Genomic DNA, 24,996 nt, shown 5'->3' with positions numbered 1-24,996 from the left:
CCTGATCCCACCCCCTGTTCACGCAACCCCCCACCGTCGAAAGGGGATCACATGTCCCTCATCCGATCACTCGCACACACCCGGTCGCGGCATCGCCTCACCGCCGCGCACCGGACCAGGGCCGCCGTGAGCGCGGCGGTCGCCGCCGCGCTCGCGCTGACCATGTCCGGCACGCTGTCCGGCCGGGCGAGCGCGGCAGCCGGGGCGCAGCATCTGGCCGTACCCGCGTACTTCAACCCCTCGGACGCCGCCGGCCGCGCCTTCTGGACCCAGATCGACCAGGCGGGGTCCCGCGTCGGCATCGCCGTCGCGAACCCCTCCAACGGGCCCGGCACCGCGGTCGACAGCGGCTACGCCTCGGCCGTGAGCGCGGCGGCCGGGGCCGGGGCGAATGTGCTCGGCTACGTCGACACCGGCTACTTCGGCACCACAGGGCGTACCACCCGCGGCGGGCAGACCAGCGTCGCCGCGTGGACCGCGCAGATCAACGCCGACGTGGCCAACTGGTACTCCTGGTACGGCTCTTCGGGCCTCGCGGGCATCTTCTTCGACGACGCCCTGGGCGACTGCGGCTCGGGCAACGCGCACGTGAACCTCTACACCGGCATCAACTCCACCACCAAGCAGGCCCACCCGGGCGCCCTCACCGTCGACAACCCCGGTTCGCCCGCCGAGTCCTGCTACGCGTCGGCGGCCGACGTCCTGGTGATGTTCGAGAACACCTACAGCGTCTACGCCTCCTGGACCGCGCCCGACTGGGAGCTGCACTACGCCAACCCCGACAAGTTCTGGCACCTGGTCTACGACACGCCGGCGCAGGCCGACATGGAGAACGCGGTCGCACTGAGCAAGCAACGCAACGCCGGTTATCTGTACGTCACCCCGGACAACCTGCCCAATCCGTGGGACACCCTGCCCACCGGCGCGTACTGGTCCGACGAACTGGCGAAGGCCGCTGCCGCCGGATCGGGCGGGTCCGGGGGCACCGGCGGCTCCGGCGGGGGCACCGGGTGCACCACCACCGCGGGCTCCGGCGCCATCACCTCGTACTCGGCGTGCGCCTCGGCGGGCACGGCCGTATTCAAGGCGACCTTCAACAGCTCCGAGAGCTTCCACCACGTCTTCATCAACACTGACGGCAACACCGCGACCGGCTACCAGGCGCCCGCGCCGTCGTCCTCACCGCTCGGCGCGGACTACATGATCGAGAACGGCTCCCTCTACCGCAGCACCTCGACCGGCTGGGCGTGGGCCGCGGCCACACCGGCCCCGACCACCACGATCAGCGGCTCGACGTACACCTGGACGCTGCCGCTGACCGCCCTCGGCTCACCCCGGGGCACCCAGCAGGTGGAGTTCAACGCCGGTACCGCCTACACGCCGGTGGTCTCCTTCAGCGCGGGCTAGAACCGCCCGCGCCAATGTCCGTGCCCGGCCCGCGACGAACCGCGGGCCGGGCACGGACGACCGGTCACCGGACGAGGCTGCCCGGCACGGAGGCCAGCAGTTCCCGTGTGTACGGGTGGGAGGGCGCGGCGAAGACCTCCTTCACCGTGCCGCTCTCGACGAGCCGTCCCGCCCGCATCACGCCGACCCGTGAGGCGATCTGGCGGACGACGGCCAGATCGTGCGAGATGAAGAGATAGCTGAGACCGAGCTGGTCCTGGAGACCGGCGAGCAGATCCAGGATCTGCGCCTGCGACGACACGTCGAGCGCGGAGACGGGCTCGTCGCAGACCACCAGATCCGGGTCCAGCGCCAGCGCGCGGGCGATCGCGACCCGCTGGCGCTGGCCGCCGGACAGCTCGGAGGCGCGGCGGCCCAGGAACGCGGCGGGCAGCCGGACCAGGTCCAGCAGATCCGCCGCCCGCCGGGCGCGCTCGGCGCGGGAGCCGATCCGGAAGGCCCGCAGCGGCTCGCAGACGATCTCCGCGACGGACATCCGCGGGGACAGCGAGGCGTACGGACTCTGCTGGACGATCTGCATACGGCGGCGCAGTCGGCGCAGCTCACCGCCGTCGAGGCCGGTGATGTCCCGCCCGTCGAAGGTGATCCGCCCGGAGGTCGGCTCGGTGAGCCGTACGAGCATCCGCGCCGTCGTCGACTTGCCCGAACCCGACTCGCCGACGAGGGCGACGGTCTCGCCCCGGCCGACCCGCAGGCTGACGCCGTCGACGGCCCGTACGCCGAGGCGCCGGTCCCCTCGGCGGCCGGGGTACTCCTTGACCAGGTCCTCGGCCACGACCAGGTCGTCCGCCGCGCCCGGCTCCCCGGCCACGAGCGGCGCTTTCCCGGCGACCGGGCCGGCTCCGTACGCCCGCTCCCGAACGGACCGGAACGCGGCTCGTGACCGGGCCGGAGCCGGTACCGGCGACCGGGCCAGACTCGGGGCCGCCGCGAGCAGGCCGCGGGTGTAGGGGTGCTCCGGTTCTTCGAGCACCTGCCGTACCGGTCCGGTCTCGACGACCTCGCCGCGCGACATGACACTCACCCGGTGCGCCCGGTCCGCCGCGACCCCGAGGTCGTGGGTGATCAGCAAAACCGCGATGCCCCGGTCCCGGGTCAGCGTGTCGATGTGGTCGAGGATCGTCCGCTGGACGGTGACGTCCAGCGCGCTCGTCGGCTCGTCGGCGATGACCAGCCGGGGCCGCGCGGCCAGCGCGATGGCGATCAGCACCCGCTGGCGCATGCCGCCGGACAGCTCGTGCGGGTACTGGCGCGCGACCCGGACCGGGTCGGGCAGCCCCGCCTCGCCGAGCAGGTCGAGGGCCTGCCGGGCCGCCCCCGCCCGGTCGGCGAGCCGGTGGATGAGCAGCGCCTCGGCCACCTGGGACCCGACCCGCCGCACGGGATTGAGCGACAGCATCGGGTCCTGCGGGATCAGGCCGATCTCCCGGCCCCTGAGCCCGCGCAGTCCCGTCTCCCCGGCGCGCGCCACGTCGGCGCCGTCGAAGAGGACGGACCCCGCGTCGAGCGAGCCGCCGCGCGGCAGCAGCCCCGTCACCGCGAGCGCCGCCGTGCTCTTGCCCGAGCCCGACTCGCCGACCAGGGCGACCACTTCGCCCGGCTGGACGGTCAGGTCGACGCCGCGGACGGCGGGCACGGTTCCGGTGCGGGTGCGGTAGGAGATCCGCAGCCCCCGGATGTCGAGCAACGGACCTGCGGACGGCGGGGATGCGCCGTCCGTCGGTGTCGTGTGCGTCATCGGTCCTCCGTGTCTTCGCCGTCGAGGGAGCGGGCGATGCGATTGGCGGCGAGCACGGTGGCCGCGATCACGAGCCCCGGCAAGGTGGTGAGCCACCAGGCCGTGGCGAGGTAATTGCGGCCGTCCGAGACCAGCGAACCCCACTCCGGCGCCGGGGGCTGCGCGCCGTAGCCGAGGAACGACAGCGAGGACACCTGGAGGATGACCGCGCCGAAGTCGATGGCCGCGTAGACCAGTACGGGACCGGCCGCGTTCGGCAGCACGTGCCGCCACAGCACCGCGGGCCATCGGGTGCCCGAGGCCCGCGCCGCCTCCACATAGCCGGACCCCGCGACCTTCAGCACCTCGGCGCGCATGATCCTGGTGAAGGTCGACACGCTGGTCACCCCCACGGCGAGGGCCACCTTGACAGTGCCGAATCCCAGCGCCGTCACCAGCGCGAGCGAGAGCAGCAGGCCGGGAATGGACAGCAGGACGTCGGTGAGCCGCATCAGCGTGTCGTCCACGACCCCGCCGAGGTAGCCGGCGAGCAGCCCCGCCAGCGACCCGACGACGAGTCCGACCAGCACGGCAAGCCCGCTCGCCTGGAGGGTGAGCAGGGCGCCGTGCACGACACGGGCGAAGACGTCGCGGCCCAACTGGTCGGTGCCGAAGAGGTGTTCCGCGCTCGGCGCCGCGAGCTTGTCCCGCGGCGCCGCGGCCAGCGGATCGCGGGAGGTGAGCAGCCGGGGGAAGAACGCGGTCGGCAGCAGCACCGCGATCAGCAGCGCCGACAGCAGCAGCCCCGGCCGCGTCAGCCAGAACCGCGCGTACCGGCGGAGCCGGGACCGCGGGTGCGGCGACCGCGCGGGCTCGGCGCGGGTCAGGTCCGCGCCCGGCCCCGCGGTGTCCGCGTCCGGGAGGCTCAGTTCGGTCATGTCCGCACCGTCGGCTTCGTCGTCGCGGTGATCCGCGGGTCCAGCAGGGGCAGGAGCAGGTCGACGGCGAGAGTCGTCAGGACGAACGTGACGGCGCCGAGGACGACGACGCCCTGGACGACCGGGATGTCCTGGGCCGTCACCGCCGCGGCCGTCTCACGCCCTATCCCGGCACGGGCGAAGACGGTCTCCACGACCACCGCCCCGGCCAGGAGATTGCCGATCATGATGCCGACCAGGGTCAGCGGGGCGATCGACGCGTTGCGCAGGGCATGTCCGAACAGCACCCGCCGCCGGTTCGCCCCCTTGGCCAGGGCCGTCTGGACGTACGGCTCCGCCAGTGCCGTGCGCAGACTCTTGGCGAGAACCTGCGCGATGAGCGCGGCACCGGGCAGCGCGAGCGTGACCGACGGCAGGACCAGGGAGTCGAAGCCCTCGTCGCTGAAGGCCGGGAAGACATGCCAGCGGAACGAGAACAACTGGACCAGCACCAGCCCCACCCAGAAGGTCGGCGCCGACACCCCCAACGCGGGTAAGGAGAGCAGGAGCTGGCGCAGCGGCCCGCTCCTCGTCCAACTGGCCAGCAGCGCCACGGCGCTGCCCAGCACCAGGGCCAGCAGCAGGGCGCTGGCGGCCAGTTGGACGGTGGTCGGGAGGTCGTGGGAGAGCAGCCGGGTCACCGGGACACCGTTCTGCACCGACCGCCCCAGATCACCGTGCAGGGCATGGAGCAGCCTGGTGCCGTACTGCTCGGCCAACGGCTGGTCCAGGCCGTACTGGTGGCGCAGTGCCTCGGTCTGCGCCGGGGTGACCGTACTGGCGTCACCGCCGCCCGCCGCCATGATCGTCGCCGGGTCGCTGGGCAGCAGGTACAGCACACCGAAGGACACCGTGTAGGCGGCCCACAGCACGAACACGGCCTGGAGCAGCCGCCGTAGGAGATAGGTCCTCATCGTCGCCTTCGTTCAGGAGAGCCAGGCGTCGTGGAACTGCGCCTGGGACGACGAGCCGAGGGTGATGTCGTGCACCTTGCCGCTGAGCGCGTACACGCTGGTCATCTCGAACACCGGTATCTGGTAAGCCTGTTCGAGAACGCGGCGCTGCGCCGAGGCGACGATGGCGGCGCGCTTGGCGGGGTCGGCCGCGGCGGCCTGGGTGTCGAGCAGCGTCTGCAACTCGGGGTCGTCGATGTGCGAGAGGTTGAGCAGCTTGCTGGAGAAGGCGGTGCGCAGGATGTCCGGGTCGGCCCTGGTGCCGTTGCCCCAGGACAGGTCGTAGTCGCCGCTCTTCTGGGCGACCTGGTAGTCGGCGATGCTCAGCACCTTGAGGGTGAGGCCGATGCCGGCCTTCTTCACCTGCTGCTGCACGAGTTCCAGGACGGATTGGTTGGGGCCGAAGTTGGGCGCGAGAATGACCTTGAGGTCGAGCTTCGCGCCGTTCTTCACGCGGATGCCGCCGGGCCCCGGCTTCCAGCCCGCCGCGTCCAGGATCCGCCCCGCGGCGGCCGGGTCGTGGGCGAGGAGCTTGGAGTTGTCCCGGTAGCCGTCAGTGGTGCTGGACAGCGAGCTGGTGGCCGGGTGGTAACTGCCGCTGAGGACGGTGTCGACGACCTCCTTGCGGTCGATGGCGACCTCCAGCGCCCGGCGTACCGCGATGTCGCCCGCCTGGGGCCGCGAGGTGTTGACGCTCAGCGCGACCGGAACGCCGGGGTTGGAACGGGACAGCAGCTTCGCGCCCTGGCCGGTGACGCCCGCCTCGTCCTGCGGCGCGACCCCGGCGATGGCGTCGACCTGCCCGGATTCCAGGCTGCCGGTGCGCACGCCCGACTCCGGTACGACCTTGAAGGTGATCTTGTCCAGGTAGGCGGGGCCGCTGTGCTTCCACAGGGCCGAGCCCCCGGTGTAGTCGGCGCGCCGGTTGAGTTCCACCGAGCGTCCCGGGGTGTAGCTCGCCAGGGTGAAGGGGCCCGAGCCGATCAGCGGCCCCGCGCACAGCTTCTCGGCGCTGCCCTTCAGGCTCGCGGGGGCCAACAGGCCGAGCGTGGTGGTGGAAGTGGCCTGGAGGAACTGGGCGTTGGGGTGGTCGAAGGTGACCTTCGCGGTGTGCGCGTCGATGACCTCGGTACTCCGGTAGCCGCTGAGGTAGCCGGACCCGAAGATCGACTTCGCCCCGAGCTTCACCACGGCGTCGAAGTTGGCCTTCACGGCGTTCGCGTCCACCGGGCTGCCGTCACTGAAGGTCGCGCCGTCGCGCAGATGGAAGGTGAACGCCGAGGCGTCCGGGCTCACGTCCCAGGAGGTGGCGAGCCAGGGGGCGATCTTCCCGGTCGCCGCGTCCTGGTCGGTGAGCGAGTCCACCAGCCCGCGCGCGGCGTAGACCGCGTCGTTGGTGGCCGCTTGGTGCGGGTCGACGCAGATCGGGTCCGAGCCCAGCGCGAAGGTCAGATGACCGCCCGCGTGGGGCTTGGCCGTCTTCCCGTCGGTCGACGGGGACGTGGAGTCCGACGACGAGCAGGCCGCCAGCGTCAGGGACAGGACGACGGCCGTGGCGAGCAGGTGGGCTTGGTGGCGTGAGCCGGGCATGAGGCAGGGCCTTCCGGGCGAGATGTACCGGACACAAGTTCCGGGGTGCGAGATACCGGAACGGGTGTTCCGGCGGTGAAGTGAGGTGGGGGCGGCGGGAGTCGTTCAGCCGTGTCCCATCCGGAACCCGATCCCGCGGAGCGTGACGACCCAGCTCGGGTCGCCCAACTTCTTCCGCAGCGCGCTGACATGGGTGTCGATGGTGCGGCTCGCCCGCGCACTCAGCGGGCGGCCGTCGTGCTGATAGCCCCACACGTCGGCCATCAACTGCGTACGGGTGAAGACCGTCTGCGGCTGTGACGCGAGTTGGAGGAGAAGGCAGAACTCGATCCGGGTGAGCCTGATGAGCCGGCCGTTCACCCGGACCTCCCGGGTGTCCGGGTCGACGCACAGCGAGCCGATCATGATCGGCTGCGACCGGACGGCGGCCGAGAGTTGCGGTCCTGAACGCCGCAGGACGGCCTCGATACGCGCGTGGAGTTCGCGGTATCCGAAAGGCTTGGCCATGCAGTCGTCGCAACCGGCCTGTAAGCACAGGATCCGGTCGAGTTCGGTGTCGGGGTCGGTGAAGGCGATGATCGGTATGTCGCTCGCCGACCGGAGCAATCGGCACACTTCGAGACCGTCCATGTCGGGCAGCGCCAGGTCGATGAGGAAGAAATCGAACTTGGAGTACTTCTCCAGCGCCTCCGCACCGGTGCCGCACTGCTCGATGTCGAATCCGTGCCGCTGCAACTCGGTACTCAGGCTGCCGACCCCAATCGTGTCGGAATCCGCTACCAGCACCCGCATGACTTTCCAACCTCGATGGGGATCGCTCAAATTTCTTTGGCAGATTAGCGGCCGCCGGGCCCGCTTTGAAGATCCGGCGGGACATTTCATACTCCTGCAAGGTTCCCGCAACTATCCGGCGCATACGCGCAGTTGGGGCGGAGCGGCCGGTCGTGCTCGGTCAAGAAACCTGTACATCCCTTGACGGTTTCTTATGAATCGCCGTCGAGCGGCGTGGTGCCTGACGTCGGCTTCATGGTCGGAGTGTCAGGAACCTGAAGACACGGTTTGACGTTCCTCTGACGGTCATTTTCAGATACCCTTTAGATTTTTGCTTGAATTCTGGGCAGGGCGTGACGGACGATATTTGCGTCCAACGGAAACCCGGCGGACGCGATTGCCCTTTCAGATGGGAGAGGTGTATGAGCGCTTCGGTCATCATTGCGGGAGCCGGACCGGCCGGGCTCGTACTCGCCGGGGAACTGCGGCTGGCCGGTATTGACGTCATTGTTTTGGAGCGCCTTTCCGGACCCACCGCGGAATCACGCGGAATAGGATTGGCGATTCGAACAGTCGAGACTTTCGCCCAGCGCGGACTGCTCCGCCGCTTCGGTGAGCTCACGACCAGCGAGCAGGGCCACTTCGGCGGGGTCCCGCTGGACCTCGGCGTGCTCGACGGCCCGTACCGCAGCGCCAAGACCGTGCCCCAGTCCGTCACCGAGACCGTTCTGCAGAACTGGGCGCTCGAACTCGGCGCCGAGATCCGCCGCGGTCACGAGGTCCGCTCCTACCAGGAGGAGGACGCGTCCGTCGCCGTACGCGTCGGCACCCCGGACGGGGAGCGGACACTGCGGGCGGACTACCTGATCGGCGCCGACGGCGGGCGCAGCACCGTCCGCAAGGCCGGAGGCTTCGACTTCCCCGGCACCGCGGGCGCCACCGAACTGCTGCTCGCGGACATCCGCGGCATCGACGTGGCGCCCCGCATGACCGGTGAACTGTCGGCCGGCGGCATGGTGATGTCCGCCCCGCTGGCGGGCGGCGTGCACCGCGTCATCGTCGGCGAGCGCGGCACACCGCCGCGCAGGCGGAGCGGGCCGCCGCTCTTCCACGAGGTCGCCGACACCTGGAAGCGGCTCACCGGGGACGACATCTCCGGCGCGGAGCCGGTGTGGATCAGCGCCTTCACCGACGCCGCACGCCAGGTCTCCGACTACCGCAGGGGCCGGGTCCTGCTGACCGGCGACGCCGCCCACATCCACTTCCCCGCGGGCGGCCAGGGCATGAACACCAGCATCCAGGACTCGGTGAACCTCGGCTGGAAACTCGCGGCGGTCCTGCGCGGCACCGCGCCGCAATCCCTGCTCGACACGTACCACACCGAACGGCACGAGGTCGGCAGGCAGTTGCTCGCCAACACCGGCGCGCAGAGCCAGTTGATCCTCGGCGGCAAGGAGGCGCAGCCGCTGCGCGACGTGCTCGCCGAGCTGACCGCGTACCAGGACGTGACCCGCCATCTCGCGGCGCAGGTCAGCGGGTTGGCGATCCGGTACGACGTGGGACCCGGCCCCAATCCGCTCCTCGGGGCGCGGATGCCGCATGTGGAACTGAGCGTGCGGGGCCGCCCGACCAGCAGCACCGCGCTGCTGCACGCCGGCCGCGGCGTCCTGCTCGACCTGGCCGACAACCCGCACGTGCGCCGCCGCGCCGCCGACTGGCGCGAACGGATCGACATCGTCACCGCCGTCCCGCGCGGCGAAGGACCCGACCCGCTCGACGGCACCACCGCGGTGCTGATCCGCCCCGACGGCTATGTGGCGTGGGCCGGACCCGGCAGCCACTACGACCTTCCGGCGGCACTGGACCGCTGGTTCGGTCCCGCCCGACTCGATTCGCGAGAGAGGTAGAGATGCACAGCACACTGATCGTCGCCCGAATGAACCTGGGCTCGGCCGAGGAGGTGGCCCGGATATTCGGCGCCTTCGACGGGACCGACATGCCGCATCTGATGGGCACGCGCCGCCGTGAGCTGTTCTCGTACCGCGGTCTGTACTTCCACCTCCAGGATTTCGACGCCGAGAACGGTGGCGAGCGCATCGAGACCGCCAAGAACGACCCCCGGTTCATCCGGATCAGCGACGACCTCAAGCCGCACATCGAGGCGTACGACCCCGCCACCTGGCGCTCGCCGGCCGACGCGATGGCCCAGCGCTTCTACCACTGGAGCGCTTCGTGAGCAGGTCGACCGGCCGCCGCGTCGTGATCACCGGAGTCGGTGTCACGGCCCCCGGCGGCATCGGGGTCAAGGACTTCTGGCAACTGCTGGCCGACGGACGCACCGCGACCCGCAGGATCTCGTTCTTCGACCCGGCGCCGTTCCGCTCCCAGATCGCCGCCGAGGCGGACTTCGACGCCGAACTGTCCGGGCTCACCCCGCAGGAGATCCGCCGGATGGACCGCGCCGCGCAGTTCGCGGTGGTCACCGCCCGCGAGGCGGTCGCCGACAGCGGACTGGACTTCGACTCCGTCGACCCGCACCGCGTGGGCGTGACCATCGGCAGCGCCGTCGGCGCCACCACCGGCCTCGACCAGGAGTACCGCGCGGTCAGCGACGGCGGACGGCTGGACCTCGTCGACCACGAGTACGCGGTCCCGCACCTCTACAACTTCCTGGTGCCCAGTTCCTTCGCGACCGAGGTCGCCTGGGCCGTGGGCGCGGAGGGGCCCGGCACGGTGGTCTCCACCGGCTGCACCTCCGGCCTCGACGCCGTCGGCTACGCGACCGACCTGATCCGCGACGGGGCGGCAGACGTGGTCGTGGCCGGGGCGAGCGACGCCCCGATCTCGCCCATCACCGTCGCCTGCTTCGACGCGATCAAGGCCACCACGGCGCGCAACGACGACCCGGAGCACGCCTCCCGGCCGTTCGACGCCAGCCGCACCGGCTTCGTACTCGGCGAAGGGGCGGCCGTGTTCGTCCTGGAGGAGTTGGAGAGCGCCCGCCGCAGGGGCGCCCACATCTACGCCGAGGTCGCCGGTTACGCGACCCGGTCCAACGCCTTCCACATGACCGGACTGCGCCCGGACGGCGCGGAGATGGCCGAGGCGATCCGGGTGGCGCTCGACGAGGCCAGGATCGATCCGCAGGACATCGACTACATCAACGCGCACGGCTCCGGCACCAAGCAGAACGACCGCCACGAGACCGCCGCCTTCAAGCGCAGCCTCGGGGACCACGCCTACCGGACGCCGGTCAGCTCCATCAAGTCGATGGTGGGCCACTCGCTCGGCGCCATCGGCTCGATCGAGATCGCGGCCTCCGTGCTGGCGATGGAGCACAGCGTCGTACCGCCCACCGCCAATCTGCACCACCCGGACCCGGAGTGCGACCTCGACTACGTGCCGCTGACCGCGCGCGACTGGCGTACGGACACGGTGCTGTCGGTCGGCAGCGGCTTCGGCGGCTTCCAGAGCGCGGTAGTGCTCGCCCGACCGGATCGGAGCGCTCGATGAACGCCCACCCCGTGGTGACCGGACTCGGTGTCGTCGCGCCCAACGGCCTCGGCGTCGAGGAGTACTGGGCCGCCACCCTCGAAGGACGCAGCGGCATCGGACGGATCACCCGTTTCGACCCCTCGGACTACCCGTCGCGGCTCGCCGGTGAGATCGGCGGCTTCGACGCCCGCGAGCACCTGCCCAGCAGGCTGCTGCCGCAGACCGACCGGATGACCCAGTTGGCCCTGGTGGGCGCGGACTGGTCGCTGAAGGACGCCGGGATCGACGCCGACGACCTGCCCGCCTACGCGGCCGGGGTGATCACCGCCAGCCACTCCGGCGGCTTCGAGTTCGGCCAGAACGAACTCAAGGCCCTGTGGAGCAAGGGCGGCCGGTACGTCTCCGCCTACCAGTCCTTCGCCTGGTTCTACGCCGTCAACAGCGGGCAGATCTCCATCCGCCACGGACTGCGCGGCCCCAGCAGCGTGGTCGTCAGCGACCAGGCGGGCGGCCTCGACGCGCTCGCCCAGGCCAGGCGCCAGATCCGCAAGGGGACGTCGGTCGTGGTGGCCGGCGCCGTCGACGCGTCGATCTGCTCCTGGGGGTGGGTGGCGCAACTGGCCGGCGGACGGCTGGCCACCGGGGACGACGCCGAGAGCGCCTACCTGCCCTTCGACGCGTCCGCCCGCGGCCATGTGCCCGGCGAGGGCGGCGCGTTGCTGGTCGTCGAGGACGCCGAGCACGCGCGGGCCCGAGGCGCCGGGAACATCTACGGCGAACTCGTCGGCCACGCCGCCACCATGGATCCCCGGCCGGGCAGCGGCCGGGCGCCCGGCATCGAACGGGCCATCGAGGAAGCGCTGTTGGACGCGGGCACCGGCCCCGACGAGGTGGACGTGGTCTTCGCGGACGCCGCCGCGATCCCCGAACTCGACCGTATCGAGGCCGAGGCCATCACCAAGACCTTCGGCCCGCACGGGGTCCCGGTGACCGCGCCCAAGACCATGACCGGCCGGCTCTACTCCGGCGCCGCGCCGCTGGACGTCGCCGCCGCGCTGCTGAGCATCCGCGACGGCGTGATCCCGCCGACCATCGGCACGGCCCTGGCCGACCGGTACGACATCGACCTGGTGGTCGGCGCCCCGCGCCCCGCGCCCGTACGCACCGCCCTGGTGCTCGCCCGCGGCCAGGGCGGATTCAACTCGGCCCTCGTCGTACGCGCCGCCGACCGCTGAACCCACCCGGCGCCGACGGTTGTTGTCGCCCGCCCACGACGGCTGAAGCCACCTGCCGCCGACCGCTGTAGTCACCCGCCGCCGACCGCTGAGGCCGCCCGCCGCCGGGACCACCGGCCACCGCGGGCTCCGGCCTTCGCGCCCCGGCCATCATCCCCACCACGAAAGGCACCGGACATGTCCACCACCAGCCCGTTCACCCTCGACGACCTCCGCCGCATCCTGCTGGAGGCCGCGGGCGAAGAGGAGGGCGTCGACCTGAGCGGCGACATCATCGACACCGAGTTCCAGGCGCTCGGCTACGAGTCGCTCGCCCTGCTGGAGACCGGCAGCCGGATCGAGCGCGAGTACGACATCTCGCTCGACGACTCCGCCCTGACCGACGCGGTCACACCGCGCGGCCTCATCGACGCCGTCAACTCGCAGCTCTCCGCTGCCCCGAGCGTCTGAGGAGACGGCACATGTCGCAGAACACGGAGCGGGTCGCCCTGGTGACGGGCGCGACCAGCGGTATCGGCCTGGCGGTCGCCCGCCTGCTGGCCGGCCAGCGGCACCGGGTCTTCATCGGCGCCCGCAACGCCGACAACGTCGCGGCCACCGTCAAGGAACTGCGCGCCGAGGGGCTGGAGGTCGACGGCGCGGTCGTCGACATCCGCAGCGACGAGGAGGTCAGGTCGTTCGTCCAGGCGGCCGTCGACCGCTTCGGCACCATCGACGTGCTCGTCAACAACGCGGGCCGCAGCGGCGGCGGAGTGACCGCCGACATCACCGACGAGCTGTGGTACGACGTGATCGAGACCAACCTGAACAGCGTCTTCCGGGTCACCCGTGAGGTGCTGAACACGGGCGGTCTGCGCGACAAGAGCCGCGGCCGGATCATCAACATCGCCTCCACCGCCGGGAAGCAGGGTGTGGTGCTCGGCGCCCCGTACTCCGCCTCCAAGCACGGCGTCGTCGGTTTCACCAAGGCCCTGGGCAACGAGCTGGCGCCGACCGGGATCACGGTCAACGCGGTCTGCCCCGGCTACGTCGAGACGCCGATGGCCGCGCGGGTCCGGCAGGGATACGCGGCGGCCTACGACACGAGCGAGGACGCGATCCTCCAGAAGTTCCAGTCCAAGATCCCGCTCGGCCGCTACTCCTCGCCCGAGGAAGTGGCGGGACTGGTCGGCTACCTCGCCTCCGACACCGCCGCCTCCATCACCTCGCAGGCGCTCAACGTGTGCGGCGGCCTCGGCAACTTCTGAACCCTGGCTGATCCCCGGCTGATCTCCGGCCGATCCCGTTTGCCCTTTGCCCGACCGCTGCCCGACCCCTGACCGGCCCCTGACCGACCCCTGACCGACCGCGGACGACCGCCCGGTCCCGCGGTCCTTTCCACCACCGATCGGAGCTGTGACATGACGACCCGTGAGGTCGAACACGAGATCACCGTGCGGGCCCCCGCCGCCGACGTCTACCGGCTGCTCGCCGAGGTCGAGAACTGGCCCCGGCTGTTCCCGCCGTCCGTCTACGTCGACTACCTCGAACGCGACGGGAACGAGGAGCGCATCCGGATCTGGGCCACCGCCAACGGCGAGGCCAAGAACTGGAGTTCGCGGCGGACGCTGGACCCCGATGCCCTGCGTATCCGTTTCTGGCAGGAGGTCTCGGCGCCCCCGGTGGCCGAGATGACCGGCACCTGGATCATCGAGCGGCTGGGGGAGCGGGAGTCGCGGGTACGGCTGCTGCACAGCTACCGCGCGATCGACGACGACCCCGAGGGTCTGCGATGGATCGACGAGGCGGTTGACCGCAACAGCCGGGCCGAACTGCCTGGCCTGAAGACCAACTTGGAGCTGTCGGCGCAGGACGCCGGGCTGAGCCTGTCCTTCGAGGACAGCGTGCGGGTCGAGGGCGCGGCCAAGGACGTCTTCGACTTCGTCAACGAGGCCCACCTGTGGACCGAGCGGCTGCCGCACGTCGCCAAGGTCGAACTCACCGAGGACACCCCGGGCCTCCAGACCCTGCGGATGGACACGCTCACCAAGGACGGCTCGACCCACACCACCGAGTCGGTCCGGGTCTGCTTCCCGCACCACAAGATCGCCTACAAGCAGACCACGCTGCCCGCGCTGCTCGACCTGCACACCGGCTACTGGACCTTCGAGGAGGGCGAGGACGGGGTCACCACCGCCACCTCACAGCACACCGTCGTGCTCAACGCCGAGAACATCGGCAAGGTGCTCGGCCCCGAGGCGGGGGTGGAGGAGGCGCGCCGGTTCATCCGTGAGGCGCTCGGCAACAACAGCCGGGCCACGCTGAACCACGCCAAGGAGCACGCGGAAGCGCGGCGCTGAGCATGGCGGGCCCACTGGACACCGATGTCGTCGTGGTCGGAGCAGGACCCGTCGGGCTGCTGCTCGCCGGTGAACTGCGCCTCGGCGGAGCGCGGGTGACCGTGCTGGAGCAGCTCACCGAACCGACCACCGAGTCCCGGGCGTCCACGCTGCACACCCGCACGATGGAGATCCTGGACGAACGCGGGCTGCTGTCACGGCTGGGCACGCTGCCCAGCGGCGGCCCCGGGCACTTCGGCGGCCTGCGCCTCGACCTGACCGCGGCGGCTCCCGGCCACCGCTGGGCCGGGCAGTGGAAGTGCGCCCAGGCGCGTCTGGAGGCCGTGCTGTACGCCTGGGCCACGGAGTTGGGCGCGCGGGTGCTGCGCGGGCACGCGGTGACGGGCCTGCGTTCGCGGACCGACCGGGTGGAGGCCGGGTTCATCGAACTGGGCTCCCAACCGGGCGTCCTGACCGCCTCCTACGTGGTCGGCTGCGACGGCGAGCGCAGCACCGTACGGCAGTTGGCCGGATTCGAGGTGGACGGCGGGGACGGCACGCTGGAGATGCTCCGGGCCGACCTCGCGGGCATCGACATCCCCAACCGGCGCTTCGAGCGGCATCCGAACGGGCTCGCCACCGCCTTCCGCTGGCCCGACGGCAGCACGCGGGTGATGGTCCATGTGCACGGCGAAGGCAGCGGTCCGTCCGCCGAAGCCGAAGCCGAAGCCAGCACCGGCCCCAGCACCGGCACCGGCACCGGTCCCAGCACCGGCACCGGAACTGGCACCGGCCCCGGACGGCGGACCGGCGCCCCGAGCCTGGACGAGGTCGTCCGGGCCTGGGCCCTGGTGACCGGCGAGGACATCGGCGCCGGCACCCCGGTCTGGCTCAACGCCTTCGACAACACCACGATCCAGGCCACCCGCTATGTGAAGGGCCGGGTGCTCCTCGCGGGCGACGCGGCCCACGTGCAGATGCCCGTCGGGGGCCAGGCGCTCAACCTCGGCCTCCAGGACGCCGCCGACCTCGGCCGCAAGCTCGCGGAACAGATCGCCAAGGGCGACGGGGGCAGCGAGGACAGCGGCTCGGCCCTGCTGGAGAGCTACCACGACACCCGGCACCGGATCGGCGCCGCGACGCTCACCAACATCCAGGCGCAGGCCCGGCTGCTGCTCGGCGGTCCCGAAGTGGACGGCCTGCGGTCGGTCTTCGGCCAACTGCTGGAGATCGACTCGGCCCGGCGCCATCTGGCCCGCGCGATCAGCGGCCTCGGCGCCGCCGCCCCCGACCCCGCCGAACCCGGTCCGGCCGACCGCGACCCCGTCGGCCCCGACGCGTCCGGCCCCGCGGCACCACACCAGACCACCACAGATGACGTCACCCCAGGAGAGGCATCATGAGCAGGCTCATCGGCAAGACGGCGCTCGTCACCGGCTCCAGCCGCGGCATCGGCCGCGCCATCGCCGTACGGCTGGCCCGGGAGGGCGCGCTGGTCGCCGTGCACTACGCCGCCAACGAGGCGGCGGCCCAGGAGACCGTCGAACTCATCGAGAAGGACGGCGGCCAGGCGTTCACCGTCCGCGCGGAGTTGGGCGCGCCCGGCGATGTGCACGAACTCTTCCTCGGCCTGGAGAAGGGCCTCAAGGAGCGGTCCGGCGGCACCACCCTCGACATCCTGGTGAACAACGCCGGTGCGACCAGCGCGAGCGGCATCGCACCCGAGGACGTGACCCCGGAGCAGCTCGACCTGTTCTTCGCGGTGAACGCCAAGGCCCCGTACCTCATCGTGCAGCGGGCTCTGGCGCAGATCCCCGAGGGCGGTCGCATCATCAACATCTCGTCCGGCCTGACCCGGGTCGCCAACCCCGACCAGGTCGCGTACGCGATGACCAAGGGCGCGATCGAGCAGCTCACCCTGCACCTCGCCCGCCACCTGGCGCCGCGCGGCATCACCATCAACAGCGTCGCGCCCGGGATCACCGACAACGGCAGCGCCGTCTTCGACATCCCCGAGGCGGTCGAGCAGATGGCTCAGCTCTCGGCCTTCAAGCGGGTCGGCAAGGCCGGCGACGTCGCGGACGTGGTCACCTTCCTCGCCACCGACGAGGCCCGGTGGATCACCGGCGCCTTCATCGACGCCACCGGCGGCACGCTGCTGGGCTGACTGCCCGGCGGAGCAGGAACCAACCGAATCGAACGGGAGAGGAGGTGGCCCGGCATGCCGACAGACGTCCCGGGAAGCATCGCGGACCGCACGTCCGAACTCGGCGCCCTGAAGGAACGGGTCCGGCAGGGACCCGATCCGCGGGCGACCGAACGACAGCACGCACGCGGCAAGCTCACCGCGCGGGAGCGGATCGAACTGCTCCTGGACAAGGGCAGCTTCACCGAGGTCGAAGGGCTGCGGCGGCACCGCGCCAGCGGCTTCGGCCTGGAGGCGAAGAAGCCGCACACCGACGGTGTGGTCACCGGCTGGGGCACGGTCGAGGGCCGGACGGTCTTCGTCTACGCCCATGACTTCCGGATCTTCGGCGGCGCGCTGGGAGAGGCGCACGCCGAGAAGATCCACAAGATCATGGACCTGGCCATCGCGGCCGGCGCCCCGCTGGTCTCGCTCAACGACGGGGCGGGCGCCCGTATCCAGGAGGGCGTCTCGGCGCTCGCCGGTTACGGCGGGATCTTCCGGCGCAACACCAGCGCCTCCGGGGTGATCCCGCAGATCAGCGTGATGCTCGGCCCGTGCGCGGGCGGAGCCGCCTACAGTCCGGCCCTCACCGACCTGGTGTTCATGGTCCGGCAGACCTCGCAGATGTTCATCACCGGCCCGGACGTGGTCCAGGCGGTGACCGGCGAGGAGATCACCCAGAACGGCCTCGGCGGCGCGGACGTGCACGCCGCGACCTCGGGGGTCGCCCACTTCGTCTACGACGACGAGGAGACCTGCCTGGCCGAAGTCCGCTATCTGCTCTCGCTGTTGCCCGCCAACAACCGCGAACTGCCGCCGCGCGCCATCACCGCGGATCCGCCCGACCGCGAGTCCGAGGCACTGCTCGACCTGGTGCCCGCCGACGGCAACCGGTCCTACGACGTCCGGCGGGTGATCGAGGAGATCGTCGACGACGGCGAATTCCTCGAAGTGCACGCCGCGTTCGCGCCCAACCTGGTCTGCGCGCTCGCCCGGCTGGAGGGCCGGGTGGTGGGCCTGGTCGCCAACCAGCCCGCGGCGATGGCGGGCGTACTGGACATCGACTCCAGTGAGAAGGGCGCCCGGTTCGTCCAGTTCTGCGACTCGTTCAACATCCCGCTGGTCACCCTCGTCGACGTCCCCGGCTTCCTGCCCGGCGTCGACCAGGAGCACAACGGCATCATCCGGCGCGGCGCCAAACTGCTCTACGCGTACTGCAACGCCACCGTGCCGCGGGTCTCACTGATCCTGCGCAAGGCGTACGGCGGCGCGTACATCGTCATGGACTCCCGCTCCATCGGCGCCGACCTGGCCTTCGCCTGGCCCACCAACGAGATCGCCGTCATGGGCGCCGAGGGCGCCGCCAACGTGGTCTTCCGGCGCGAGATCGCCGCCGCCGAGGACCCGGCCGCCATGCGCGCCCAGAAGATCGCCGAGTACCGCGACGAGCTGGTCCATCCGTACTACGCGGCCGAACGCGGCCTCGTCGACGACGTGATCGACCCGCGCCTGACCCGGCCGGTGCTCTGCCGCGCCCTGAACATGCTCAGCGCCAAGGGCGCCGACCTGCCGCACCGCAAGCACGGCAACCCACCCCAGTGAAAAGGATCGTGGCATGGACGTCGGACTCCTCTTCGACCTGCGCAACCCCGAGCAGTGGCACCGGCCGTGGGCCGACCACTACGCGCATACTCTGGAACTCTGCGAAGAGGCCGACCAACGCGGTGTCGGCGGCCTGTGGTTCACCGAGCACCACCGCTTCGAGGACGGCTATCTGCCGCAGCCGCTGACCGTCGCGGCGGCCGTCGCCGCGCGCACCCGGCGGGCCCGGATCGGCACCTCGGTGGTGCTGCCCGCGCTGCACCACCCCGTCGACCTCGCCGAACAGGCCGCGCTCGTCGACCTGATCAGCGGCGGCCGGCTCGAACTCGGCCTGGGCGCCGGGTACCGGGTGCCCGAATACGAGCTGTTCGGCGCGGACTTCGGCCGCCGGTTCGCGGGCACCGGCCGCAACATCCGCGAGATCCTGCGCCTGTGGCAGGAGCGGGTGATCTCGCCGCTGCCGATCCAGGACCCGCCGCCGCTGTGGGGCGGCTTCTACGGTCCGCGCGGCGCGAAGCTCGCGGGGGAGCTGGGCATCGGGCTGCTGCACATCTCGCGCCCCATGTTCAAGCACTACCGCAAGGGCCTGGTCGAGGCGGGCCACGACCCGCAGGCGGCCCGGGTCAGCGACCTGATGCCCATCATCCTCGCCGAGGACCCGGAGAAGGCGTGGCACCAGGTCGCGCCGCACCTGGCCCACCAGGTCAACTCCTACCGGCAGTTGTCGGTGGAGGGCCGGGAGAAGTCCGAACCGCTGCTCACCGCCGAGGATCTCCGCGACCCGAACGCCGAGGACACCCGCGGCCTGCTCGACATCCTCACCCCCGAGGACGCGGCCGTCCGGATCAAGGAACTGACCGGTGACCTGCCGGTCAAGCACCTCATCTTCTGGGCGAGCATCGCCGGGATGCCGGACGAGCTGGTCGCCGAGAACATCCGGCTCGTCACCGAGAAGCTGCCCGCGCTGCTGCCGTGAGCCGGACCCGACGCCGAAGCCGACACCGCGACCCCATCCGACACAGACACGGCGGCCCCTCATGACAGCTCCCTCGTGGACCGACTCTTCCGATGCCGATGCCGATGCCGATGCCGAGGCCGACCCCGAGGCCACGGGAACGGCCACGGGAGCGGGAACGGGCACGGGAACAGGACCGGGAACAGGACCGGCGGCGGAATCGACGCGCTGGGACGCCCGGCTCTGGACCGTCCTCCTGATCCTGTCGGCCAACATGATCCTCGACGCGATCGAGGTCTCCCTGGTGCTCGTCGCGCTGCCCTCCATCGGCGCCGCGCTCGGCCTTGACCTGTGGACGGCGCAGTGGCTGATGAGCGGCTTCGCCGTCGGATTCGCCACGCTGCTCGTCCTGGGCCCCCGGCTCAACGCCCGACTGGGCCGCAGGCGGGTCTACCTCGCCGCGATGCTGCTCTTCGCCGCCGCCTCGGTGGTCGGCGGACTCACCGACAGCGCGGCCCTGCTGATCACCACCCGGGTGGTCAAGGGGCTCAGCGCGGCGCTCACCGCACCGACCGGTCTCGCCATCATCGGCACCACCTTCCCCAGCGGACCGCAGCAGCGGCGGGCGGTCTCCGTCTACGCCCTGTTCGGCGCGGCCGGTTTCACGGTCGGACTGCTGCTGTCGGGCGCGCTGCTGACCGAGAGCTGGCGCTGGACCTTTCTCTTCCCGGCGCCCGTGGCCCTGATCCTGCTGGTCTTCGCCCTGCGGATCATCCCGCGCGACCGGGGCGCCGTCCCGGCCCCGCGCGTCACCCCCGCGCTGCTGCGCAACCGCCAACTGCTGCGCTCCGCCGTCGGCGCGGCCTGTCTCAACGGCACGTACCAGAGCCTGTTGCTGCTGCTCGTCTTCCAGACCCAGCGCCAACTGGGCTGGTCTCCCTGGCAGTCGGCGGTCGCCCTGCTGCCCGCGTGCGTGCCGCTGGCCGTGACCGTGCCCTTCGCCGGAGCCATGACGGCGCGGTGGGGCACCGGGCGGCTGATCGCCCTCGGCGCGACCGCGCCGCTGCTGGGCTACGCCCTCTACCTGTGGCGGCCCGACAGCGGTTCCTACCTCACGGGAGTGCTGCCGACGCTCCTTCTGGTCGGCGCCGGGTTCGTGCTCTCCTTCGCCGCCCTCAATCTCCAGGCGACCGGGGCGCTGCCGCCCGCCGAACGGGCCGCGGCCGTCCCGCTGTTCCAGACCGCCGTGCAGGTCGGCGCCGTCGTGATGCTCCCGGCCACCGCGGCGCTGCTCGGCTCCCACCACGGTCACCGCCCGGCGCTGACCCTGATCACCGCCGTCTCCGGGATCGGCCTGCTGGCCGCACTGACCGGACTCCGTACCCCTCACAGACAGGTCGCACCATGACGGATGACCAGCTCTCCCTCGCCATCATCACCGCCAGCGTCCGCGACGGGCGGCTCGGTCCCGCCGTGGCCGACTGGTTCCTGTCCCAGGTCAAGGAACGCCCCGAATTCACTGTGCAGAGCGTCGATCTGATCGACCATCCGCTGCCGCTGGTCCTGCCGGGGCCCGGCAAGGACGTGTCGCTGGAGACGGCCAGGACCCGCGAAGCGCTGCGTTCCGTGCTCGTGGCGGCCGACGCCTTCGTCGTGGTCACGCCCGAGTACAACCACAGCTTCCCGGCCGCGCTGAAGAACACCGTCGACTGGTTCTACGAGGAGTGGACCGCCAAGCCGGTCGGCTTCGTCTCGTACGGCGGCCTCAGCGGCGGCATCCGCGCCGTCGAGCAGCTCCGGCAGGTCTTCGCCGAGGTGCACACCCTGACCGTACGGGAGAACGTCGCCTTTCCCCTGGCGGGAAACCGTTTCGACGAGGCGGGCCGGCTGATCGACCCGGAGCCGAGCGTCCTGTCGGCCGGACTGCTCCTGGACCAACTGCACTGGTGGGGCAACGCGTTGCGGGCGGCCCGCGCCGAGCGCGCGTACCCGCGCTGAGCCCGCGCCCGATCCGTACCCGCGCTGAGCCCGCGCCCGATCCGTACCCGCGCTGAACCCGCGCTGAGCGCGCGCCCGGCCGGTGACTCCCCACGCACCGGCCGCTTCCCGCCCCGAACCCCCGGACCCCGGTCCTCTGGAAGGACGACGGCAATGACCCAGCAGATCTCCTCCGCACCGCCGGACATCCGGCGCGCCGACAGCACGGCCGCGCACGTCGCGCAGTGGCACGTCCCCGACCGCGAGTCCGGGGTCGAGGCCGTGGCCGAGACCGTCGAGCAGTGGCGCGCCGCCGACTGGCCGACCGGGCTCCTGTCGGCCTCCGCGTATCTCAGCACCGAGGACGACACGGTGCTGACCTACCTCCAGACCTCGCGAGCCTCGGCCCACCGCGACTTCACCTCGGGGCTGACGGGACTGGCGGGCGCCGCGACGGTCGCGTACACGCTGCGCCGCGCGATCGTGCTGCACAAGGGGCCGCTGGTGCCGTCCAGCTTCGTGGTCGCGACCTTCGACGTGGACGGGCCCGCCCCGCAGGAGCACATCGTCGAGTCGATCGCGGGCGCCCTCGAAAGCGCCCCCGGCGCGCAGCACCCCGGCCTGCTCTCGGCCAACTTCCACCTCAGCACCGACGGCACCCGCGTCCTGAACTACGCCGAGTGGACCAGCGACGAGGCGCACATCTCGTTCCTTGAGGGCGCCACGCGGGCGGCCACCCTGCGCGCCACCCACGACACTCCCGGCGTCCGGCCGATCGGCTTCAAGCGCTACCACCTCCTGCACAGCCTCACCGCCTGACACCACGTCACATCCGCGCGCCCATCGGCCCACCGGCCCACCGACCTACCGAACGGAGTCCACCGTGCAGGGCGGAAGGAACGAATCCGCGCCGCTGCGTCTCGCCGAGGCACCCTCGGCGGTCGCACGGTGGCGTCACGAGGAATACGCGGCGGCGCACCCGCCCGCGCCGGGCATCCGTCGCGCCGACGACGGCGAGCGCGCGCGTCCCGACGCGACCGAGGTGTCCGCGGCCCCCCGCGTCCTCGAACTGGCCCACCGCGGGGTGAACCGCTCCACGGCGATGCGCCAGGCCGAGCGCCTGCTCGCCGCGGACGAGCGGCGAGCCGACGCCGACAGCGTGTGGCAGGCCGTACTGACCCTGCTGTACGCGGGGGACACCTCGTCCGCGAGCGCGCACTGCGCCCGGCTGGCCCGCGAACCGCTCTGGTCGGGTTCGGTCCGCCACCGCCAGACGCTGGCCCTGCTGCGCGCACGGATCAAGCTGCTCGGAGGGGATACGAGCGGGGCCGTACGCATTCTGCGCGCGGTCCTCGCCCGGGGCCGGTCCGGTACCCGCGTCCCCCTCGCCGCGGTCTGGCTGACCGAGGCGCTGGTCGGGACCGGCGATCTCGACGGCGCGTGGACGGTGCTCCAGGAGAACGGCATGGTCGGCGCGCTCGACCTCGAAGGCCACGACCGGGCCCACGTCCTGGCGGCCCGCGGCGCGCTGCACCTGGCCGCGGGCCAGTTCCGGCAGGGGATCGACGACTGCCTGAGCAGCGGCCGGCTGCTGGCCTCGTACGGCATCGACAATCCCGCGGTGGTCGCCTGGCGTTCGGCGGGCGCGCTCGGGGCCGCGGTCGCGGGCCGCCGTGACCTCGCCGTCGCCCTGGCCGAGGACGAACTCGTCGCCGCGCGGAAGTGGGGGTCGGCGCGCGTCCTGGGGACGGCCCTGCGCGCCGTCGCCGTGGCGCGCCGCGACAAGACCTCCCTCGTACTGCTGGAGGAGGCCGTCGATCTGCTCCGCCTGGCCGACGCCCAGGGCGAGGTGGCTCAGGCCCTCTACGACCTCGGCTCGCTGCGGGCCGAACGCAAGGACGCGGCCGGGGCGCGGAGCCGGTTCACGGCCGCCGCCGCGGTCGCGCGCACCTGCGGCAACACCTTCTGGGCGCACCGCGCCGAGTCCGCGCTGCGCCGGCTGGGCGGACCGGGCGCCCCGCGCGGACTCACCCCGCAGGAGGCCAGAATCGCGCAGCTGGCCCGCGCCGGATACAGCAACCGGCGCATTGCGGAGGCCCTTTTCCTCAACGTCAGAACCGTCGAATTCCATCTGTCGGGCGTCTACCGCAAACTCGCCATCTCCGGCAGAGGCGAACTCGTCATGGTACTGAGCGCGGTCGGGGAATCCCCGGCAGTGCGACACAAACCTGCGGGCGAACCGTAGGTTTCCCCGGCTCCTTCGCCGCCGCTTCGCCGAGGGTGCGAGGATCGGGAAAACGGTCGGTCGGTGATCAGAGCACCGACCGCATTCCGTTCTCAACTCCCCTTTCCCGCCGGCGATGTCAGCGCGCGGACCGTCCGGAATACCGGTGCCCGGCAGCGGGCGCGTCAAGTGCTACCCACATTGGGAGGAACCCATCATGACCACCACCGCGCCGTCCCGGGACGATCTCGTCGAGGCCGCGGGGAAACTCGTGCCCCTGCTGCGCTCCCGGGCGCTGTGGATCGACGAGAACCGCAGGCTCCCGCAGGACGTCATCGAGGCGATCGAGGCGTCGGGTCTGCTCAAGATGCAGGTGCCCACGCAGTACGGCGGATACGAGTCGGACGCGCGCGCCTTCGTCGACGTGCTGGCCGAGGTCGCGAAGGGCAACAGCTCGGCCGCCTTCGTCCTGTCCATCTACGCCTCGCTGACCTGGATGGTCGGCCTGTGGCCCGACGAGGCGCTGGACGAGGTGTTCGCCGAGCCCCATGTCCGCGTGACGGGCACGACGGCCGCGTCCGGCAAGGCGACCCGGGTCGACGGCGGCTATCTGTTCAACGGTAGCTGGGGCTACAACAGCGGCGTGCTGCACGCCCATTGGAAGATCACCGCGGCGATGCCCGAGGGGCCCGCGGGGGAGACCCTGCCGGTCTTCGCCCTCATCCCGATCTCCGAACTGGAGATCGTCGACGACTGGAACACCATCGGCCTGGCGGGCTCCGGCAGTGTGACCACTGTGGCGAAGGACGTCTTCGTCCCCGACCACCGGGTGATCTCCGGCGCCGACTTCTACCAGAACGTCTCGAAGTCGCAGGCCAACGCGGCCAAGGGCGCCTACCGGGTGCCGATGCTGGTCAGCGCCACGGTGATACAGACGGGCCAGCTCGTCGGCGCCGCCAAGTACGCCCTGTCCAGCTTCCTGGAGCGGCTCCCCGGCCGGCCGCTGACGTACACCAGCTACCCCAGCCAGTTGGAGGCGCCGATCACGCATCTCCAGGTCGGCGAGGCGGCCCTGCTGATCGAGGACGCCGAGGCCCGAGCCCACCGGTTCGCCGATCTGCTGGCCGACAAGATCCGGCGGGACGAGCCGTGGTCCCAGGACGACCGGGTCTTCTCCCGGGTGCAGATCGGCTGGATCGCCAAGCAGACCAAGCAGGCCGTGGAGATCCTCGCCGCCGCCAGCGGCGGCTCCTCGATCTTCCGGGACGTGCCGATCACCCGCATCCAGCGGGACGTGCACGCGACGTCCCTGCACGCCCTGATCACGCCGAGCACCAACATCGAGCTGTACGGCAGGTCCCTGACCGGCCTTGAGCCCAACTCGCTGTACCTGTGAGCGACATGCCGCGCTGAGCGGAGCGTGACGCGGGCGCGGGGGGGGGGGGGGGGGGGGGGGGGGGGGGGGGGGGGGGGGGGGGTGGGTGGTGGGGGGGGGGGGGTGGTGGGGGGGGGTGGGGGGGGGAGGGG

Annotated in this window: 20 protein-coding genes and 1 pseudogene; 16 read left to right on the top strand and 5 right to left on the bottom strand. The window is 71.6% G+C overall.

From position 1 onward, the window contains the following. Positions 1-51 precede the first annotated feature (51 nt). Complete coding sequence (locus ACZ37P_RS35060; RefSeq protein WP_391162870.1) at positions 52-1,407, top strand: spherulation-specific family 4 protein; 1,356 nt, start codon at positions 52-54, stop codon at positions 1,405-1,407. 64 nt (positions 1,408-1,471) lie between these two features. Here ACZ37P_RS35060 and ACZ37P_RS35055 read toward each other — a convergent pair whose 3' ends face one another. The 5 genes from ACZ37P_RS35055 to ACZ37P_RS35035 form a co-directional block, all read right to left on the bottom strand. After that, a complete protein-coding gene (locus tag ACZ37P_RS35055; protein ID WP_391051263.1) occupies positions 1,472-3,205 on the bottom strand; it encodes a dipeptide ABC transporter ATP-binding protein in 1,734 nt (577 codons plus the stop codon). Continuing rightward, entirely contained in the window at positions 3,202-4,122 is a 921-nt protein-coding gene (locus tag ACZ37P_RS35050; protein ID WP_355335483.1) for an ABC transporter permease, read from the bottom strand. Before ACZ37P_RS35050 ends, ACZ37P_RS35055 begins: the two co-directional genes overlap by 4 nt. Then, positions 4,119-5,075, bottom strand: coding sequence for an ABC transporter permease (locus tag ACZ37P_RS35045; protein ID WP_467350473.1), 957 nt, complete (start codon positions 5,073-5,075; stop codon positions 4,119-4,121). Before ACZ37P_RS35045 ends, ACZ37P_RS35050 begins: the two co-directional genes overlap by 4 nt. Positions 5,076-5,087: 12 nt before the next feature. Continuing rightward, entirely contained in the window at positions 5,088-6,704 is a 1,617-nt protein-coding gene (locus tag ACZ37P_RS35040) for an ABC transporter substrate-binding protein (protein WP_467350472.1), read from the bottom strand. A gap of 105 nt (positions 6,705-6,809) precedes the next feature. Further along, on the bottom strand, positions 6,810-7,496 hold the full coding sequence (locus ACZ37P_RS35035; RefSeq protein WP_355335477.1) for a response regulator transcription factor: 687 nt from the start codon (positions 7,494-7,496) through the stop codon (positions 6,810-6,812). Between the two features lie 401 nt (positions 7,497-7,897). Here ACZ37P_RS35035 and ACZ37P_RS35030 point away from each other — a divergent pair, with 401 nt between their 5' ends. The 15 genes and pseudogenes from ACZ37P_RS35030 (at position 7,898) to ACZ37P_RS34960 (ending at position 24,865) form a co-directional block, all read left to right on the top strand. Then, positions 7,898-9,382: an FAD-dependent monooxygenase gene (locus ACZ37P_RS35030; protein ID WP_402713286.1), complete on the top strand. Its 1,485-nt coding sequence runs from the start codon at positions 7,898-7,900 to the stop codon at positions 9,380-9,382. Between the two features lie 2 nt (positions 9,383-9,384). Next, a complete protein-coding gene (locus tag ACZ37P_RS35025) occupies positions 9,385-9,711 on the top strand; it encodes a TcmI family type II polyketide cyclase (RefSeq protein ID WP_355335472.1) in 327 nt (108 codons plus the stop codon). Next, entirely contained in the window at positions 9,708-10,988 is a 1,281-nt protein-coding gene (locus tag ACZ37P_RS35020; RefSeq protein ID WP_355335471.1) for a beta-ketoacyl-[acyl-carrier-protein] synthase family protein, read from the top strand. Before ACZ37P_RS35025 ends, ACZ37P_RS35020 begins: the two co-directional genes overlap by 4 nt. After that, complete coding sequence (locus ACZ37P_RS35015; protein WP_467350471.1) at positions 10,985-12,205, top strand: ketosynthase chain-length factor; 1,221 nt, start codon at positions 10,985-10,987, stop codon at positions 12,203-12,205. Before ACZ37P_RS35020 ends, ACZ37P_RS35015 begins: the two co-directional genes overlap by 4 nt. Before the next feature lie 177 nt (positions 12,206-12,382). Beyond that, positions 12,383-12,655 carry an acyl carrier protein gene (locus ACZ37P_RS35010; RefSeq protein WP_355335466.1) on the top strand — a complete coding sequence of 91 codons (273 nt, stop codon included), beginning with the start codon at positions 12,383-12,385 and terminating at the stop codon, positions 12,653-12,655. A gap of 11 nt (positions 12,656-12,666) precedes the next feature. Beyond that, the gene (gene fabG / locus ACZ37P_RS35005; protein ID WP_355335464.1) at positions 12,667-13,452 is read left to right on the top strand and encodes a 3-oxoacyl-ACP reductase FabG; all 786 of its coding nucleotides are present in this window, start codon (positions 12,667-12,669) and stop codon (positions 13,450-13,452) included. A gap of 153 nt (positions 13,453-13,605) precedes the next feature. Continuing rightward, positions 13,606-14,544: an aromatase/cyclase gene (locus ACZ37P_RS35000; protein ID WP_391051272.1), complete on the top strand. Its 939-nt coding sequence runs from the start codon at positions 13,606-13,608 to the stop codon at positions 14,542-14,544. 2 nt (positions 14,545-14,546) lie between these two features. Continuing rightward, a pseudogene (locus tag ACZ37P_RS34995) lies at positions 14,547-16,690 on the top strand (SDR family oxidoreductase). A gap of 54 nt (positions 16,691-16,744) precedes the next feature. Continuing rightward, entirely contained in the window at positions 16,745-18,313 is a 1,569-nt protein-coding gene (locus tag ACZ37P_RS34990) for an acyl-CoA carboxylase subunit beta (protein ID WP_467350468.1), read from the top strand. 13 nt (positions 18,314-18,326) lie between these two features. After that, a complete protein-coding gene (locus ACZ37P_RS34985) occupies positions 18,327-19,289 on the top strand; it encodes an LLM class flavin-dependent oxidoreductase (protein WP_391051276.1) in 963 nt (320 codons plus the stop codon). Positions 19,290-19,350: 61 nt separating this feature from the next. Then, positions 19,351-20,676, top strand: coding sequence for an MFS transporter (locus tag ACZ37P_RS34980; protein ID WP_467350466.1), 1,326 nt, complete (start codon positions 19,351-19,353; stop codon positions 20,674-20,676). Next, positions 20,673-21,266 carry an NADPH-dependent FMN reductase gene (locus ACZ37P_RS34975; RefSeq protein ID WP_355335452.1) on the top strand — a complete coding sequence of 198 codons (594 nt, stop codon included), beginning with the start codon at positions 20,673-20,675 and terminating at the stop codon, positions 21,264-21,266. Before ACZ37P_RS34980 ends, ACZ37P_RS34975 begins: the two co-directional genes overlap by 4 nt. Before the next feature lie 153 nt (positions 21,267-21,419). Continuing rightward, on the top strand, positions 21,420-22,064 hold the full coding sequence (locus ACZ37P_RS34970; protein ID WP_355335450.1) for a hypothetical protein: 645 nt from the start codon (positions 21,420-21,422) through the stop codon (positions 22,062-22,064). Positions 22,065-22,128: 64 nt separating this feature from the next. Beyond that, positions 22,129-23,490 (top strand): helix-turn-helix transcriptional regulator, encoded by a 1,362-nt coding sequence (locus tag ACZ37P_RS34965; protein ID WP_467350463.1) that lies wholly within the window; start codon positions 22,129-22,131, stop codon positions 23,488-23,490. 196 nt (positions 23,491-23,686) lie between these two features. Next, positions 23,687-24,865 (top strand): acyl-CoA dehydrogenase family protein, encoded by a 1,179-nt coding sequence (locus ACZ37P_RS34960; RefSeq protein ID WP_355335444.1) that lies wholly within the window; start codon positions 23,687-23,689, stop codon positions 24,863-24,865. Positions 24,866-24,996 lie beyond the last annotated feature (131 nt).

The sequence above is a fragment of the Streptomyces sp. NPDC024632 genome (assembly GCF_055559175.1).
The sequence above is the reverse complement of the archived record's forward strand: the minus strand, read 5'-3'. Positions and strand labels throughout refer to the sequence as shown.

What these genes read in the sequence shown, in the direction of transcription:
- ACZ37P_RS35060 (WP_391162870.1), top strand. Translation starts at nt 52, where the DNA reads ATGTCCCTCATCCGATCACTCGCACACACCCGGTCGCGGCATCGCCTC.
- ACZ37P_RS35055 (WP_391051263.1), bottom strand. Translation starts at nt 3,205, where the DNA reads ATGACGCACACGACACCGACGGACGGCGCATCCCCGCCGTCCGCAGGT.
- ACZ37P_RS35050 (WP_355335483.1), bottom strand. Translation starts at nt 4,122, where the DNA reads ATGACCGAACTGAGCCTCCCGGACGCGGACACCGCGGGGCCGGGCGCG.
- ACZ37P_RS35045 (WP_467350473.1), bottom strand. Translation starts at nt 5,075, where the DNA reads ATGAGGACCTATCTCCTACGGCGGCTGCTCCAGGCCGTGTTCGTGCTG.
- ACZ37P_RS35040 (WP_467350472.1), bottom strand. Translation starts at nt 6,704, where the DNA reads ATGCCCGGCTCACGCCACCAAGCCCACCTGCTCGCCACGGCCGTCGTC.
- ACZ37P_RS35035 (WP_355335477.1), bottom strand. Translation starts at nt 7,496, where the DNA reads ATGCGGGTGCTGGTAGCGGATTCCGACACGATTGGGGTCGGCAGCCTG.
- ACZ37P_RS35030 (WP_402713286.1), top strand. Translation starts at nt 7,898, where the DNA reads ATGAGCGCTTCGGTCATCATTGCGGGAGCCGGACCGGCCGGGCTCGTA.
- ACZ37P_RS35025 (WP_355335472.1), top strand. Translation starts at nt 9,385, where the DNA reads ATGCACAGCACACTGATCGTCGCCCGAATGAACCTGGGCTCGGCCGAG.
- ACZ37P_RS35015 (WP_467350471.1), top strand. Translation starts at nt 10,985, where the DNA reads ATGAACGCCCACCCCGTGGTGACCGGACTCGGTGTCGTCGCGCCCAAC.
- ACZ37P_RS35010 (WP_355335466.1), top strand. Translation starts at nt 12,383, where the DNA reads ATGTCCACCACCAGCCCGTTCACCCTCGACGACCTCCGCCGCATCCTG.
- fabG (WP_355335464.1), top strand. Translation starts at nt 12,667, where the DNA reads ATGTCGCAGAACACGGAGCGGGTCGCCCTGGTGACGGGCGCGACCAGC.
- ACZ37P_RS35000 (WP_391051272.1), top strand. Translation starts at nt 13,606, where the DNA reads ATGACGACCCGTGAGGTCGAACACGAGATCACCGTGCGGGCCCCCGCC.
- ACZ37P_RS34990 (WP_467350468.1), top strand. Translation starts at nt 16,745, where the DNA reads ATGCCGACAGACGTCCCGGGAAGCATCGCGGACCGCACGTCCGAACTC.
- ACZ37P_RS34985 (WP_391051276.1), top strand. Translation starts at nt 18,327, where the DNA reads ATGGACGTCGGACTCCTCTTCGACCTGCGCAACCCCGAGCAGTGGCAC.
- ACZ37P_RS34980 (WP_467350466.1), top strand. Translation starts at nt 19,351, where the DNA reads ATGACAGCTCCCTCGTGGACCGACTCTTCCGATGCCGATGCCGATGCC.
- ACZ37P_RS34975 (WP_355335452.1), top strand. Translation starts at nt 20,673, where the DNA reads ATGACGGATGACCAGCTCTCCCTCGCCATCATCACCGCCAGCGTCCGC.
- ACZ37P_RS34970 (WP_355335450.1), top strand. Translation starts at nt 21,420, where the DNA reads ATGACCCAGCAGATCTCCTCCGCACCGCCGGACATCCGGCGCGCCGAC.
- ACZ37P_RS34960 (WP_355335444.1), top strand. Translation starts at nt 23,687, where the DNA reads ATGACCACCACCGCGCCGTCCCGGGACGATCTCGTCGAGGCCGCGGGG.